Origin of the sequence: Leptospira ainazelensis (genome assembly GCF_016918785.1) — a bacterium.
Lineage (GTDB): Bacteria > Spirochaetota > Leptospiria > Leptospirales > Leptospiraceae > Leptospira > Leptospira ainazelensis.
On record NZ_JAFFPT010000065.1, the window covers coordinates 93,121 to 108,940 of the forward strand.

General features: G+C 45.1%; 17 protein-coding genes. All 17 read right to left on the reverse strand.

The features are described 5' to 3' along the window. Positions 1 to 4 precede the first annotated feature (4 nt). Positions 5 to 697 (reverse strand): (d)CMP kinase, encoded by a 693-nt coding sequence (gene cmk, locus JWG44_RS15505; protein WP_205275915.1) that lies wholly within the window; start codon positions 695 to 697, stop codon positions 5 to 7. Further along, a complete protein-coding gene (gene aroA / locus JWG44_RS15510; RefSeq protein ID WP_205275916.1) occupies positions 690 to 2,012 on the reverse strand; it encodes a 3-phosphoshikimate 1-carboxyvinyltransferase in 1,323 nt (440 codons plus the stop codon). The genes cmk and aroA overlap by 8 nt, the downstream gene beginning before the upstream one ends. After that, complete coding sequence (locus JWG44_RS15515; RefSeq protein ID WP_205275917.1) at positions 1,993 to 2,910, reverse strand: prephenate dehydrogenase; 918 nt, start codon at positions 2,908 to 2,910, stop codon at positions 1,993 to 1,995. Before JWG44_RS15515 ends, aroA begins: the two co-directional genes overlap by 20 nt. Further along, entirely contained in the window at positions 2,907 to 3,998 is a 1,092-nt protein-coding gene (gene pheA / locus JWG44_RS15520) for a prephenate dehydratase (protein ID WP_205275918.1), read from the reverse strand. The genes JWG44_RS15515 and pheA overlap by 4 nt, the downstream gene beginning before the upstream one ends. Next, positions 3,991 to 4,554 carry an SMC-Scp complex subunit ScpB gene (gene scpB, locus JWG44_RS15525; protein WP_118969754.1) on the reverse strand — a complete coding sequence of 188 codons (564 nt, stop codon included), beginning with the start codon at positions 4,552 to 4,554 and terminating at the stop codon, positions 3,991 to 3,993. The genes pheA and scpB overlap by 8 nt, the downstream gene beginning before the upstream one ends. Beyond that, positions 4,521 to 5,306: a segregation and condensation protein A gene (locus JWG44_RS15530; protein ID WP_205275919.1), complete on the reverse strand. Its 786-nt coding sequence runs from the start codon at positions 5,304 to 5,306 to the stop codon at positions 4,521 to 4,523. Before JWG44_RS15530 ends, scpB begins: the two co-directional genes overlap by 34 nt. 14 nt (positions 5,307 to 5,320) lie before the next feature. After that, positions 5,321 to 5,683, reverse strand: a complete 363-nt coding sequence (locus JWG44_RS15535; RefSeq protein WP_205275920.1) for a response regulator — start codon at positions 5,681 to 5,683, stop codon at positions 5,321 to 5,323. Between the two features lies 1 nt (position 5,684). Further along, entirely contained in the window at positions 5,685 to 6,752 is a 1,068-nt protein-coding gene (locus JWG44_RS15540; protein WP_232371676.1) for a protein-glutamate methylesterase/protein-glutamine glutaminase, read from the reverse strand. Between the two features lie 5 nt (positions 6,753 to 6,757). Then, positions 6,758 to 9,991, reverse strand: a complete 3,234-nt coding sequence (locus JWG44_RS15545) for a chemotaxis protein CheW (RefSeq protein ID WP_205275921.1) — start codon at positions 9,989 to 9,991, stop codon at positions 6,758 to 6,760. Further along, positions 9,991 to 10,485 (reverse strand): chemotaxis protein CheW, encoded by a 495-nt coding sequence (locus JWG44_RS15550; protein WP_205275922.1) that lies wholly within the window; start codon positions 10,483 to 10,485, stop codon positions 9,991 to 9,993. The genes JWG44_RS15545 and JWG44_RS15550 overlap by 1 nt, the downstream gene beginning before the upstream one ends. 150 nt (positions 10,486 to 10,635) lie before the next feature. Next, entirely contained in the window at positions 10,636 to 11,166 is a 531-nt protein-coding gene (locus JWG44_RS15555; RefSeq protein WP_205275923.1) for a 5-formyltetrahydrofolate cyclo-ligase, read from the reverse strand. Between the two features lie 43 nt (positions 11,167 to 11,209). Then, positions 11,210 to 11,524: a cell division protein ZapA gene (locus tag JWG44_RS15560; protein WP_205275924.1), complete on the reverse strand. Its 315-nt coding sequence runs from the start codon at positions 11,522 to 11,524 to the stop codon at positions 11,210 to 11,212. An 8-nt stretch (positions 11,525 to 11,532) separates the two neighbouring features. Beyond that, positions 11,533 to 12,213: a coiled-coil domain-containing protein gene (locus JWG44_RS15565; RefSeq protein ID WP_205275925.1), complete on the reverse strand. Its 681-nt coding sequence runs from the start codon at positions 12,211 to 12,213 to the stop codon at positions 11,533 to 11,535. 87 nt (positions 12,214 to 12,300) lie between these two features. Continuing rightward, the gene (rplT, locus tag JWG44_RS15570) at positions 12,301 to 12,654 is read right to left on the reverse strand and encodes a 50S ribosomal protein L20 (RefSeq protein ID WP_069606590.1); all 354 of its coding nucleotides are present in this window, start codon (positions 12,652 to 12,654) and stop codon (positions 12,301 to 12,303) included. Continuing rightward, entirely contained in the window at positions 12,654 to 12,857 is a 204-nt protein-coding gene (gene rpmI / locus JWG44_RS15575; RefSeq protein WP_002765180.1) for a 50S ribosomal protein L35, read from the reverse strand. Before rpmI ends, rplT begins: the two co-directional genes overlap by 1 nt. A gap of 31 nt (positions 12,858 to 12,888) precedes the next feature. Then, positions 12,889 to 13,428: a translation initiation factor IF-3 gene (gene infC / locus JWG44_RS15580; protein ID WP_069606589.1), complete on the reverse strand. Its 540-nt coding sequence runs from the start codon at positions 13,426 to 13,428 to the stop codon at positions 12,889 to 12,891. A 459-nt stretch (positions 13,429 to 13,887) separates the two neighbouring features. Continuing rightward, entirely contained in the window at positions 13,888 to 15,804 is a 1,917-nt protein-coding gene (gene thrS, locus JWG44_RS15585) for a threonine--tRNA ligase (protein ID WP_205275926.1), read from the reverse strand. Positions 15,805 to 15,820: the final 16 nt, after the last annotated feature.

The following is a 15,820-nucleotide window of genomic DNA, read 5'->3' on the forward strand; positions in this document are numbered from 1 at the left end:
GGGGTCATCGATCCAGAATCTCGAGGATCTTGCTAATTACACTATTTTTGGAGAGTATATCAGTGTCAATCAGGATTGCGTCCTTTGCCTGATAGAGAGGCGCGATATCCCTTTCCATATCGGATTTATCACGAAGAATGATCTCACTTTCGATCTCATTTGGATCGGCGGAAATTCCCTGTTCTTTTAGTTGCAGAGTTCTTCTTTCAGCCCGAACTTTGGAAGAAGCCGTTAGGTAGAATTTAAACTTCGCATCCGGAAAAACTTCGGTTCCGATATCCCTTCCATCCATAAGAAGTTTGTGAAGTTTTGCCAAAGAATGCAGTTCCTTGTTCACAAAATCACGATAGATCCTTTTGTTCGCGATGTGTTTGATTTCTCTCGTAATTTCCGGAGTTCGAATCGCAAGAGAAACGTCCTCTCCGTTTAACAAAATTCGATTTTCGTTTCCTGCGGAGAATTCGCAGAGAACATGAGCGTTGCCGATCGACGATTCGGCTTCCTTTGTTTTCGCCCATTCGGAGAATTCTCCTGCGTTAGGCGTCTTTTCGTAGAGACGAAATAGAAAAAGAGTGAGGGCGCGGTAAAAGGCGCCGGTATCCAAGTAGTTGAATCCGATCTTTTCGGCAATTTGTCTTGCAACGGTGCTTTTTCCGGAACCGGCAGGACCGTCGAGTGCGATCACGTTTTCATTCATACAGACATTCCTCGAGCAGGGTTTCAAATCCCGGAAACGAAGTTTCGATCCAGGAAGTTTCGTCTATTTCCAGAGCAAATCCGGAAAGCGCTTTTAAAATCAAAAAGCTCATCGCGATTCGATGATCCATATAGGAAAGAATCGAAACTTTTTTTCCGGAGGACAAAGACGTCCAGATTTCGTTTGATTTTTTCGAGGTTCCGTCTAACGCATATCCGTCTGGAAATTCTTCCACTTCGATCCCGAGCGAGCGGAAATTGGAAACCATCGTATGGATCCGATCGGATTCTTTAGCGCGCAATTCTTCCGCGTGACGGATTTCAAAACCTCCTTCCGCAAAAAGTCCGGCAACCGAAAGGATCGGGATCTCGTCAATGATCGACGGAATCAACTCCTCCGGAATATTCGTTTTTTTTAAAGTAGAAGGATAAGTTCTCAGATCGCCCACGGGTTCTCCGCATTCGATCCTTTCGTTTTCGATTTCGATCTTAGCGCCCATAAGTTTGAGCGCGGTTAAAATCCCGGTTCGCGCGGGATTGAGTCCTATGTTGGCGATCAGAAGATTTCCTTCTTTTGCCAAAACTCCAAGAACTAAAAAGAACGCCGCCGAGGAAATATCGCCGGGAACTTTGAATTCTCCTCCTTGAAAAGTATACGGAGGTGCAATTTTGAAATGAAGCTGAGAAAAATAAGTAATCTTGTTTCCAAGGAAACGAAACATATTTTCAGTGTGATCGCGGGATAGTATGTTTTCTGAATATTCCAATTCCGTTTCAGATGCCATTGCCGCGAGCATCAGACAGGATTTGATCTGGGCGCTCGCGATCGGACTTTCATAACGAAAGGACGCGAGTTTTTTTCCCTGGATTTTGAGAGGGGCCGTTTCCTTCTCTCCGAGTCCGACGATCGAAGCTCCCATCGCCGTGAGAGGTTTGATGATTCTTCCCATGGGACGTTTTTTTAAGGAATCGTCTCCTGTTAAAACCGCGTTTATTCCGGGAAGACCGCAGATCAGTCCGGCCGAAAGACGAATTCCCGTACCTGCATTTCCAAAGTCCAATTCCACGTTAGGCGAAACAAGTTTGTCTTTTCCGGGGCTTTCGAATTCGTATTCTCCCACTTTTACTTTTTTGGCGACGAGTCCGAGCTTTGTAAAGGCGGACATCGTGTTCAAAGGGTCTTCGGCTTCCAAAAAACCCGTGACCCTGGATTTTCCTTTGGAAAGGGCCGCGAACAAAACGGAACGATGGGAAAGGGATTTGTCTCCGGGAACTCGTATTTCCTTGGACTTGAGTTTAGTGTTTCTTGGAATCATCCTGGTTCTTCAAAATATAATCTCTGGATCTGCGGGAGGTTTCCATAAACTTTTCCCATTCCTGCGGATTCAGAGTGTTTTTTGGATTCAATTTTTCTAATATGATATCGAGACGTTCGCGAAAATCCAATAGCGAACGATAGATCTCGTCCTGATTGGAATTAAAAATGGCGGCCCACATCTTCGGATTGGAACCCGCGATTCTTGTCATATCCCGAAAACCTCCGCCGTTGAGAGGAATCGGAGAAAGATCCGTGTATTGTTTTACGATCTTCTGATTGGCCGCCCAATCCGCCATAATCGAAGAAAGAATATGAGGAGAATGTGATAGATAAGAAAGGATGGAATCGTGTTCAAATGCGGGAATTTCGATCACGTCCATCCCGACCGATTTCCAAAAAGACTCCAGGTTTTCTTTAATCTCGGGCCTTGCGTTTTTGGGAGAAGTAAGAATACAAAGTCTTCCTTCGTATAAGGAAACGTTCGCAGACTCGAGTCCTGATTCTTCGGATCCGCACATCGGATGTGAGGAAACATAATTATGGGAATTTTGAAAGCGGGCTTCCACCGCGTGTATGATTTCTTTTTTTGTGGATCCGAGATCGGTCAAAACTCCGGTAAAATCCAAAGGAAGTTCGGCAATGAGCTTTACCGTTAGATCGACCGGAACTCCGAATATGATAAAATCGTAATCCTTCCATTGTTTGGAAGAATGAAACTCCTCGCTCGTCAGAACCGCGTCCGCCGACTTTAAAAGTTCCCCCAGCTTCTTACTTTTGAGAGAACTCACAACTCCGGTAACGTGGGAGCCGATTCCTTTTTTTTTGAGCGCAAGAGACAGAGACGCGCCCATAAGTCCCAGGCCGTAGATAAGAATATTAGAATATTCTGTTTTCACAGGATTTGCGGAGACATCGGATACGAACCGAGGACTCTTAAAAAGATCGTATTTTCCTTCAGACTCGAAAGAACTTTCTGGATGGATTCGTCTTTCTGATGACCGTTAAAATCGATGAAAAAATTATATTCCCAAGAATTTCTTCTCGTTGGTCTCGATTCTATCTTTGTAAGATTCAACTGATGATCAAAAAAAGGTTTTAGGACGCGATACAAAGCCCCCGGTTTATCCGGACAGGAAAAGACCACCGAAGTTTTGTCGTTTCCGGTCGGAGGGCATTGATTCTTCCCTATGATCAAAAAACGAGTCGTGTTGTCGGCGAGATCCTCGATGGATTCCCGGATCAAACTGAGTCCGTAGATTTCAGCGGCGATGGAAGATGCGATCGCGGCACATCCTTCTTTTTTTTCAGCAACGATCTGAGCCGCTTTTGCGGTGGAGGAAGTTTCCACGATTTCGATATGAGGCAGATTTGCGGCGATCCAATTCTTACATTGAGAATTTGCGATCTTGATTCCATAGAGAGTTTTGATCTTGGAAAGATCGTGTTCAAATCCGAGAAGACTGATGCTGATTCTTAAATAGTGTTCGGAATAGATGAGAAGATCCGAAACCAAAAACTGATCGAGCGTGGAATTGACGAGACCTTCGCTCGAATTTTCCACGGGAACCACTCCGTAGTCGATCTTATCGGTTTCCACGGCGCGAAAAACATCGGGAATCGAATTGAATTCAAGGGCTTTGATCGAAGCTCCGAAACGAGTGCGAACCGCTTGGTTGGAAAAAGATCCCGCAGGTCCGAGATAACCGACTTCCAATCCTTTTTCGACCGAAATCGAACCGGACATGATCTCGCGATAAATCGCAACGAGCACCTTGTCGGGAAGCGGCCCTTCGCTGAGAGACTTTATCTTTTCATAAACTTCTTTTTCGCGATCGGGACGAAAGACGGGCTCGTTTCTTTCTTTTTTGATTTCTCCGATCCTGGACGCAAACTCCGCCCTGGCTTGGATTGCCTTTACGATTTCTTTGTCTAGGGAATCGATCTGATCCCGAAAGGTTTTTAGTTTTTGATCCAGGTCACTCATTTTCGAGTAGATCATCCAAGTTTTCGAATTTCAGCTCTTTGACTTCCACGGGAGCCGGAAGATCCGATAGTTTATTCAATCCAAAATGAATCAAGAATTCTTTCGTGGTTCCGTAAAGCGCCGGTCTTCCCGGGACTTCTTTGTTACCGATCGGTTTGATGAGTTTTTTGGAAATGAGAGAAGTTACCATAGCCCGAGAAGAAACTCCTCGGATCTCGTCGATCTCAGGAAGTGTGATCGGTTGTTTGTATGCGATGATGGCAAGTGTATCCAAACTGGATCGGGAAAGTTGTTCCCTTCTTTTTTCTTTGAAAATGTTTCCGAGGATTTCGGAAAAGTTTTCGTTGGTAACGAACTGATAGGCGCCGCCGATTTCTTTCAAAAGAAAACCGCCGTTTTTTTCGGAATAATCCAAAACGAGTTCGTCTAGGATTTCTCTCGCTTCCGTCTTTTCGATTCCCGCCGACTTGGCGACGCTCGCCAGCTTTAAAGGTTCACCGGAAACAAAAAGTAATGCTTCAATCAATCCTTTGAGTGTTGCTCTGTCCCGTTCCACTGTCCCTCTATCAGAAATAAACGGATTTCACCGAAAAGCTTGTGTTGCCTTGCGCGGAGAATCCTCTGCTTACTTAGTTCCAGCAATGCCAGAAAAGTGGCAACGATTTCTGCTTTTTCCGGATGTTCCTTCTCGAATAATTCCGGGAAAGAGACTTCCTTTTTTTCACGAAGGGAAGCGAGAATTTTTTCCATTTTTTCTTCAACGGTAAATCGATGAGGAGCGGTCAGGAGAGCGGGAATTTCCGCCTCGTCCACTTTCGATTCTAAGATTTCGTTGAATGCGGAAATCAATTCCAAAAGAGAAACGTCGAGCCAGTTTTCGTCGTCGTCCAAGGTGACGTTGGATTCTCTTCTAAAAACTCCGGCCTGGGTCAGATCGATATCCGAGAGTCTTTTGGCTGTTAGTTGGAATTTTTTGTGTTCTAAAAGTTTTTCAACAAGTTCGGGAGGAAGCGGAGGTTCGTAGTCTTCTTCTTCAAATCCGGGATCCGGCAAAAGCGCCTTGGATTTAAGATAGATCAGATTGGCCGCCATCAGCGCATATTCCGCGCTGAGTTCTAAGGAAAGAGTCTCTGAAATTCGCAGAAAACTTAAAAAATCCCGGGTGATGCGAGAGAGAGAAACATCAAAGATGTCCACTTTGTAACTTTCAATCAAATTCCAAAGGACTGACAGAGGACCCTCTGACAAACCTCCCTCGGAATTGTTCCATTGAACTACAAAGGACTTACCGGATTCTTCATTCTCCATTCAAAGACGGTTCCTTAGGAATTGAGAGCTTTGTCCGCCGCCTGCTGAAGTCTTTCGGGTGAAAACGGTTTTACAACGAAGTCTTTTACTCCCATCTTTATGGCTTTGGCTAAAAGGTCTTCTTGTCCGAGCGCTGTAACCATGATGATTCTCGCTTTCGCATCCAACTTGAATATTTCCTGAGCGGCTTCGATTCCGTCTTTTTCACGCATGGTAATATCCATCGTTACTAAATCCGGTTTTAAAGTTTTATACTGCTCGACTGCAATATTTCCGTTTTCAGCTTCCCCAACGATCTCGTGACCGGTTTGGGTGAGCGCATCCTTTACCATGGTTCTCATGAATTTGGCGTCATCCACAACGAGAATTCTGGCCATATTAAATTCCTCTCTCTTTCAAAATGATTTGGATCCTATTGATGATTTCAGTAACAGGCTCGATATATTCGACGCCTCCCATTTCAACGGCCTGACGGTTCATTCCATAAATTACGGAAGTTTGTTCGTCCTGCGCTATCGTAGAACCTCCGGCTTCTCGGACTTTTACCATAGCCGCCGAGCCGTCTTTGCCCATCCCGGTCATGATCACACCGATGATGCCGCTTTTATATTCTTCTACCGCGCTGTTCAGGAGAACTTCAATGGAAGGTCTGTGTCCATTTACAGGAGCTTCCCTGTTGAGGGCAATCCATTTCCTCCCGGCGCGAGATTGAATCGAAAGATGCGCGTCTCCCGGTGCAACATAACCGGTTCCCGCTTCGATCGCTTCTCCGTCTTCGGCTTCTTTTACTTTGATCTTTGAGTGATCGTTGAGTCGCATCGCGAAGGCCTTTGTAAAACCTGCGGGCATGTGTTGAACTACAAGAATCGGAAGAGAAAGATCGGCGGGAATTCTAGAAAAAACTTCCTGAAGAGCGCGCGGACCGCCGGTGGAAGTACCGATACAAATCGCATGAATCGGAGATTTTTTTCCGGCGACTCCGTCGGAAGGAAGCGTCGTGATCGGAACTCTTTTGATGCCGACGTGAGCTGGAGTTTGCACCTTACTTTCAAAGTAAGCTAGAATTTTTGCCTTGAGAATGTTTCCGATTTCTTCCGGATCGAATTGAAACGCGCTCGAGGGTTTGGAAACAAAGTCGATGGCGCCGTATTCGAGGGCTTTGAACGTAGCTTCGGCTCCGTTCTGAGTCAGAACCGAAAGCATAATCACCGGAATTCCGATCCTCTTCTTTTGCAGTTCGCTCAAAGCAGTGAGCCCGTCCATAACGGGCATTTCGACGTCGAGAATGATGATATCGGGTTGCAGTTTTTGTGCGAGTTCGATACAGTCCACTCCGGTTTTTCCAGTGGCTACTACCGAAATCATTGAACCTTTTTGGATCTGATCGGAGATGATATTTCTCACCAGAAGAGAATCATCTACAATGACCGCGCGGACCGGGCTCATTTGAATCAGAACCTCGGAAGCAATTGGATCAGTTCGTCAAAGTCCGGAAGGAAAAGAAGAACTCCCAAAAGGTCGTTCCCTTCGTGATTGAATTCCGTAAGCATACTTAAGAATTTCGTTCTTTCCGGTTTTACGACGTCCAGAACCTGCATAAAAGTTCCTTCTAAAAATTCGGGAACCGAAGGCATCACGGTGGCTTTTGCCTTGTTCGAGATCGAGTTCATGACGGAAGAACAGACGATGTTGGAAATTTCGCTCAAGACGGATTTGGAATCGTCGTTCAAACCTTCTCCCGGAATCGGTTCTTTGCCGAGGAGTTCTCTGGCGAGGTTGCCCGCGTTTTCACGGGAAAACATCATAAGAAGATTTCCGTTGAGATCCCCGTTCATACGGATTTTTAGACCATAGAAATGATCCTCTGAAAACCGAATCTCTTCCGCGAGACCGTCCCGATCGTTCATGATGATTTCAGGAATAAAAAGATCGATGTTCTTTTTTAGAAGTTGAGAAAGGACCATGCCGGCGTTCATCATACCGGTGTTGACCACATTCTCCAATTTTTTGAGTTCTTCTTTGGAAAGCGCGCCCTTGAAATCATGGGAAGGGGCTACCGACATCGTTCTTTCTTTTTTCTGAGTTAAAAAACTGTCGATGATCGATTTGGCGCGTTTTTGTTCTTCTTCACTTGCAGTTTGATCGAGAGCGATGTCAGTGATATGAGAACGGTATTCTTCTTCGGAAGAAACAAACGGTTTTTTCGGAGAAGACGGCGTATCGGAATAAGAGGTAATCGCAGGAGTAACGGGAGAATCCGGAGCGTCGCTGGAAGGAGGAATCTGTCTTTCCGCCGGAGCTTTCATTTCCACGCTGAGGGCCGCGGCCAATTCTTTTTCTTCTCTGTAGACTTCTTCTTTTTCAACGACGATTCGTTTTGTATCTCTGGACCTTTCCGTCTTTTTCTTTTTCAGACGTTCCCGATTTGTGATCTCGTGAAGTTTGTGGTTGTAAACGTTCGTCGGATTTGTCGTTTTTTGAATATAGAGTTCTTCTTCCCGATCGGCGGAATGGATCGAACTGATTCTTTGCATCGTTTCGAGGTGGTAGTGAATTACCGTGTCGGAGTCTTCGAGTTCGGAAGCGATTTCCACGATTCCGGGAATGTCCAAAACCATGATGATAGTTCCGTCTCCCATGATGGAAGCGCCGGTAAGACCGTGGACGTTTTTGAAATTTTTCTCGAGAGATTTGATGACGGTCTCGTGTTTCCCCACGAGTTCATCGACCATAAAGCCGAGTTTTCTACCCTTGTATTGAACGATGACCACCGGAAATTCTTCCCGATCGGTTTTGTCCTGAAGACCGATGATGCGGTTGAGTCTGTAGATCGGAAGGACTTCTCCGCGGAGATTGATGATTTCGTTTCCTTCGAGAGTCGTGATCTGATCGTTGTGAATTTTGATCGTTTCGTTGACTTCGGAAAGAGGAAAAGCGTACACTTCTTCTTCCATAAGAACGAGGATGGAAGGAATGATCGCGAGTGCCTGCGGAAAGGAAAGCACAAAGGAAGTCCCCTGCCCCTTTGTGCTGTTGATCAGAATTTTACCTTTGAATTCCTGGATGAGATTGTTGACGACGTTCATACCGACGCCTCGACCGGAGATATCGGTGATCTTATCCGCAGTGGAGAATCCGGCCTGAAAGATAAATTGAAAGATATCTTGTTCGGTAAGATTGCCGGCTTCGGTCGCGCCGATGAGTCCTTTCTCGATCGCCTTGCGAAGAATTTTGTCGGAGTCCAGACCTCTACCGTCGTCTCGGATCTCGACCATAATATTGCTCCCACCTTGGTAGGAATTGAGTTCCACGGTTCCGACTTCGGATTTACCGGCGGCGATTCTTTCTGCGGGAGTTTCGATCCCGTGATCCACGGAGTTGCGAAGAAGATGAAGCAAAGGTTCGCCTAACGCGTCGATGACCTTTTTGTCGAGTTCCGTCGATTCGCCGTTTAAGACCAAGTTTACTTTTTTACCCGTTTCCAGAGAAAGATCCCGGACGAGTCTGGAGAATCTTCTGAAAACGGTGGAAATCTGAACCATACGGATGTTCATGATTCCCGATTGAAGTTCTTTGGAAATACGGTTGATGAGATCGATTCTGGATTTGAGATCGTTGAACAACTGATCCTCGCCGAAGATGCGGACAAGATCGTCGTAGATTCTTTGAAAACCGGAATTTGTGATGATCAACTCACCCACGTTGTTCATGAGTTGATCGAGTTTATCCGAAGATACTTTAATACTTTTTAAAGTAACTCTGGATTCGGACGCCGCCATGTCGTCGTCCATTTTGAAACTCGAAACCGCCGTTTCTTCCTGAATAACGGGAACGTATTCTTGGACGTCGAGAAATTCCACCATGTCCACGTTTGCAGCGTGACGAATCTGTTCTATCGATTCGGAAGATAAGAATAAAAGCGCGATCGAAGTAACGTCGACTCCCTTTTCCAATTCTTCGAGATCCGGAATGGATTTAAAAACGACTCCGAGATTTTTTAAATTCTGAAGAATCAAAGAAAAACGAAGTCCTTTCATCGGAGAATCTTTTCCCAAGGTCACGGAAATTTTCAGACATTTTCCGGCCTTGCGAATTTCCTCTTCGAGTTCTTTCGCTTCTTCGGCTTCCAACTGAATATCGAGAGTGTTTGTGGAATTTCCGCGAACGACGGGTGCGGGCGCCGAGGAAGGAGTTACTACCGGGGCTGAAGTTTCCGAAACGGGATCGGCTTGTTTTGTTTCTACGGGAGCGGAAGTAGGCGGAGTTGCGGGAGCTTTTGTAACTCCCGTAAAGGATGCGGGATCTTTTTCGTAGACGTCCAATTTTTGGATCATCTCGGTAAACGGAGTATCGATTTTTTTTCCTTCCGCGACGTTTCGAATCACGAACTTGATCAAATCAAAACACTGAAAGAGAAGATTTACTAAAGGAAGTTTTACGTCGAGTTTTCCGTCTCTCGCGAGTTGCAGAAGATTCTCCATTTTATGAGAAAGGTCGGAGAGATTATAAAGACCGACAAAGGCGGCTGAACTTTTTAAAGAGTGAGCCGCACGAAAGATATCGTTGATGATGGAAAGATTTTTGTGATCGGCTTCGAGTCTGAGAAGATTCGCGTTCAGTTCTTCGATCTGATCTTCGGATTCTTCTAAAAAGAGTTCCGTGTATTCTCCGAGAATTCCGGCCATTAATTTGCCTCCTGTTCAAAGTTGATCAGGACGGATAGATTCAAATTGAGTATCAGAGTGTTGTCCGCCTGGCTGACAGATTCGATCAACGAACTGTAATTGAGAGTCAGGTCGTCGGTCGCCTGACTGATCTTGTCTTGTTGGATCTTTACTACTTGTTTCACAGTATCTACGAGAATTCCCGCGCGTTTTTCTTCGTGGACGACGACGATGATTCGAGTTGAAGGAATGATTTCGCTGTAACCGATTCCGAAAACTTGTTTCAGATCTAATATCGGAATGATCTCTCCCCTAAGATTAATCACTCCCAAAATATAATCTTCCCCGTTGGGAATTCTTGTGATCGGAACCGGTTTTAAGATCTCGTGAATCTTCAAAATATCGATTCCGAAAATCTCTTGTTCCACGATGAACGTTAAATATTCTTTTTGAGACTCTGTGGTCTTTTCCGTTTCCAAGGATTCTAGGTATTGTCGGTTATCAAATGAGGCCATGATTGTTTACCAGATGGTTCTCCATGCAAAATCCAGGATCAATATATAAAACAGAGTGCGATTTGTTTTTCAAGAAATTTCGAAACATGAAATCTCTAAATCTAAAAATTCTTCACCGTATTTGGAAATAGACAGTATTTTACCGCTTTTTCAGACGATTTGATAGATTTTTTTCTCCGTTATGACTCGGCCTACCCTTATGTCGTGCTTCTCTTTGTCAAAGTGCGCCGGAAAGAGTTCCTCGTATGTGAGTCCGATCAATTTACTCGGATTTATTTCGTAGAGGGTTCTGTCATAAAAGCCCGCGCCGCGTCCAAGGCGATATCCAAGATCATCATAACCTAAGGCAGGTACGACAATCAAATCAGCTTCGTGGAAATCCAATGTCTTTGTTCCTACGGGCTCCGAAATTCCGAAAGGTCCGGATTCCCAGGTTTCCGGTAATAGGAACTCCAACTTTTGTTCCATCATCTTTGGGAAATAAATTTCCTTTTCCGGAGTATTCCATCCAAGAACGATCGGATCCACTTTGACTTCCCATTTATCCGGAGAATACGCGATGATTTTCTTGGCATCGGCGCTCGCTTCTTTTAACATTCGAAGGATTTCGCGATCTTTTTGTTCCCTATCTTCCAGAAGGGTAAGAAGTGTTCTGAGTGCGTTTCGGGATTGTAATTTCAAAGGAGAATTTCTAAGGGATCTATTTTCTAAAAAAGAGGAAAAATCAAAGGTCTCCGATGATTCCTTCTTCCAACATCGTAATCAGCTTGCGGGTTTTTTCTTCGATCTCTCCGGTCCCCTTGGTTGCAGGAGAGGAGGTTTCGTTTTTGGTTTCTTTCACTTGTTGGAGCTCGTCTGCGAAGTTGAGCGCGGCTAAGATCGCTAATTTTTGTCGCGAAGCTCCGGGCATTCCCGCTCCCAGTTCTCTGAGTTTTCGATCCACTTGATCGGCGAGGTTTTGGATATAGTCTTCGCCGGTTTCGCCGAGGATCGTATATTCCTCACCGAGGATTCTGACTTTTACCCTACGGGGCTCCATCGACCAACTCAGGATTTAGGATCGTCTTCGATGATGAGAAAATCATCGTCTTCGTCAGCGTCAAATACGCTAATCGCGTCGTCATCGTCTTCAATGATAATGTCGTCGTCATCGTCTCCGGAAGCAAGAGGGGAAAAATCCTCCACCGCTTCGTCGTCTTCGGAAATTTCGATGATGTCTTCGTCCTTTTCGGGAACTTCGGTAATGAGGGAAATATCGTCGTCTTCCTCGTCGAGAAGGATGATTTCGTCGTCCTCGCCGAATTCGTCTTCGGCGGAGGCGGTTTCTTTGACAACGTTAGACGTCGTCGCCGCTGTTGCGGCCGCAGCGGAGGCGGCAACAATCGGAGCTGAGCTTGAGGAAGAAGGCGCCGACGAGGATGAGGCCGTTGCTCCTCCGCTTGCCGGAATCGAATCCAATCGGCCCAAGAGCTGATTGATCTTACCTTCGAGTTTTTGTTCTCTTTCTTTGAGTTCGTTGAGTTCGGTAGTAGTTTTTTGAAGTTGAGCACGGAGAGAGGAAAGTTCTTTTTCCTTTTCTTCCATCGCCAGTTTCATCTGGTCGTTTTCAGCGCGAAGAGTTTCGTTTTCAGATTCTAAGCGACCATTCTCAGCACGAAGGTCACTGATGAGTTCGAGGGCTTTTATGACCTTGCTTTCTAATTCTTCAATGGTCTCCATCGTGAGCATACCTGATTCTCCTTAAAAAACGTTCTCTGAAAACAGAAAAAGCCCTGTAAACTTACAGGGCCGACGATTCTGGTCAAGCAGGATTGATTATCCGGCTACTTTGATTTTCTCAACCAGGGCGTTAAAAACTTCCCGGTCGCTAAAAGCCAGCTCTGCAAGGGACTTGCGATTCATGTCAATTCCCAGTTTCTTAAGGGAATTCATGAATACGGAATAAGACAAACCATTTTCTCTTGCGGCTGCGTTAATTCTGATGATCCAGAGTTTACGAAAATCTCTTTTCTTCGCCTTGCGGTCGCGATAGGCCCACTGGCCCGCTTTCATCACCGCACTTTTTGCCGTTCTGTAAAGTTTAGAACGAGCGCCGCGGAATCCTTTGGCGTCCTTTAGGACTCTTCTTCTTCTATTTTTGTGGATAGTTCCGTTGACTGCTCTAGGCATTATCTTACTCCGTAAGGCATTAATCTGACGATTGATTTCCAGTCAGAATTGTTGACCAGAGTCAAACCGCGAAGACGTCTTCTTCTTTTCGGTCCTTTTTTGGTCAAGATGTGACGGGTATTCATACTCTTGCGTTTGATTTTGTTGTTCTTTGTGAACTTGAAACGCTTTGCAGCGGCTCTGTTCGTCTTCAACTTTGGCATCTTCTCTACCTTTCGATCCTATTTCCGGAAATTATTTCGGATTAATAATTACAACGATCTGTTTACCGTCTTGAATCGGATCCCTTTCTGCGGCTCCGAATTCTTTCAGATCTTCTACCATTCTATAAACAACTTTCATCCCGAGGTCGGAGTGCATCATCTCACGACCGCGGAAGCGGAGACTTACTTTTACTTTGTCTCCCTTGCTTAGAAACTCTTGCGCGTGTTTCTTTTTGATATCGTAATCATGACTTTCGATTCGAGGACGAATCTTGATTTCTTTTACGTTGATTACGTGTTGTTTTTTCTTAGCTTCTTTACTCTTTTTGAGTAACTCGAATTTATACTTACCATAGTCGATGATCTTGCAAACGTGAACTTCTTGATCTCCGGAGACTTCCACGAGATCTAAATTTTCTTCCCGTGCTTTTCGAAGCGCCTCATCGAAAGTGACGATTTCAACTCCGTCATCCGAAACCAAACGGACCCTGGATACACCAGTGATTTTCTCATTGATCCTATGGTTGAAAAGCTTATCAGTTGCTGACTTTTGACTCGGTTTCCTCTGCATTCATTCTCCGGCTAGATTTCCAAGATTTTATTCTTAGGCCTGTTTTCAAGCGATTTTTGACTCTATTTCGGGTGAATCGGCCTTTATTTCAAGCGGATTTTCCGAAAGCGCTCCTTCTGACTGCAATTCTCGGTTTCTCTTCAAAGAGTTCCGCCCAAAGCGATTTTTTTGGAGATGGAAACGTTCGATTTTTAAGTTTCTCAAAGTTCCAAAGAACTTTCCCTTTACGATCAAGAAAGATGGGAGTTCCCACAGACAAGTTTTTCGGAAGAATGATTCCGCAGATAAGGTCGGTTCACCGAACTTTAGGGACGTGTGAGTTCCTACTTTTTGATTTGTGCAGAAGGAGAATCCAAAGAACCGGGAGACTTCGCTTCTGAAAACGTGTGAGTTCCTACTTTTTTGAAGAAAATCCAAGGACTTTCGAAAAAGTAGGAACTCACACGCTTCTCGAAAACTTCAGCTCGCTTTGATTTCCTCTTGAAGATTCGCAATAAATCCCGCACGAGTCAGAGTTTTGGTTTCCTCCTGGCCCAGTTTGCGAACCGCAATCGTCCCCGATTCCAATTCTTTCTCTCCTAAAACAAGAAGATAGTTTGCTTTTTTCAAAATGGAGTCCCGGATCTTCGCGCCGATCTTTTCATTTCTCGTATCCAATTCCACACGAATCCCCGCGTCGACTAACTCGCGATAAACGTCCTTCGCGTAGTCGGTTACCTTTTCGGTGACCGTCAAAATTCTTACCTGATTGGGAGAGATCCAAAGAGGAAACTTTCCTTCGTAGTGTTCGATCAAAATCCCGATGAATCTTTCCAAAGAACCGTAGATCGCTCTGTGAATCATAACCGGTCTTTTTTTCTGACCGTCGCTGTCCGTATAATCCAGATCAAATCGTTCAGGCATGGAGAAGTCGACTTGGATCGTTCCGCATTGCCAAAGCCTTCCGATCGAATCCTTGATATTAAATTCGATCTTCGGTCCGTAAAAAGCGCCTTCGCCTTCTTTGATCGCATAAGGAATTCCTCTTTTTTCCAGAGAAGCCTTGAGGCTGTTGGTCGCGTATTCCCAGTCCTCGTCTTTTCCCTGCGACTTCTCGGGTCTTGTCGCAATGAAAGTTTTAAATTCCGAAAATCCGAATTTCTTATATACGGTAAACGTAAAGTCGATGATATCCATCACCTCGGATTCCAAAAATTCCAGAGGCGCGTAGATATGAGAATCGTCTTGTGTGAAGGCTCTTACCCTAAAAAGTCCGTGAAGAACCCCGTGCAACTCGTGACGATGAACACTTCCGAATTCAGCAAAACGAAGAGGAAGTTCCCGATAAGAATGAAGGTGGTGTTTGTAAATGAGGGAACACCCCGGGCAGTTCATCGGCTTTAGTGCGTAGTCTTCTTCGTCGATGTCCGTGAAATACATATTCTCATGAAAATTATCCCAGTGACCGGATTTTTTCCAGAGTTCGGAGGAAAGGACCGCGGGAGTTTTGATTTCCTGATAACCCCTTTTGTTACATTCTCCTCTGAGATATTCCGCGAGTGAATTCCAAAGAATCGTTCCCTTTGGATGCCAGAAAGGAAATCCCGGACCTTCCTTTTGAAAAGAGAATAGATCCATTTCCTTTCCGATCTTCCTGTGATCCCTCTTCTTTGCTTCTTCGATCTGAAAGAGATACTGATCCAATTCTTTTTTGGAAGGGAACGCAACTCCGTAGATACGAGTGAGCATCGCGTTGTCCTTGTTAGCCTTCCAATAAGCTCCGGAGATCGCGGTTAGTTTAAAAGATTTTAATATTCCCGAGTTCGGAACGTGAGGCCCGCGACAAAGATCGAACCATTCTCCCATCCCGTAGATGGAAACTTCTTCTCCCGGAATTTGATCGATGATTTCGATCTTATATTTTTCGCCGAGTTTTTGAAACGTCTCGATCGCTTCCTTTTTCGAAACTACCTTTCTCCAAACCGGATGATCGGCTTTTACGATTTTTTCCATCTCGGCTTCGATCTTTGGAAGATCCTCCGGAGTGATGACGGTTCCGCCGAAATCGATGTCGTAGTAAAAATAGCCGGGACCGTTTTCGATCACCGGACCTACGGTGAGATTTGCATTCTTATATAAATTCTGAACCGCCATTCCCAACAAATGCGCTGCGGAATGTTGGAAGGTTTCCCATCCGTCTTTTTCAGAATAGGTCAATACTTCGATCTTTGAGTCCGTTGTCACCGTTCGGGATAAGTCCTGGATATCCGTGCCGTCAAGACGTACAGCGAGCGCTTTGTTTTTTAAGAACGGTAATTCTTTTTCGATGAAGTCGCGGAAGGTAGAACCCTCGGCGATTTCCTTAACGGATTGATCGGGCAGTGTCAGCCTATACATTCTTTTATTTTCCAGG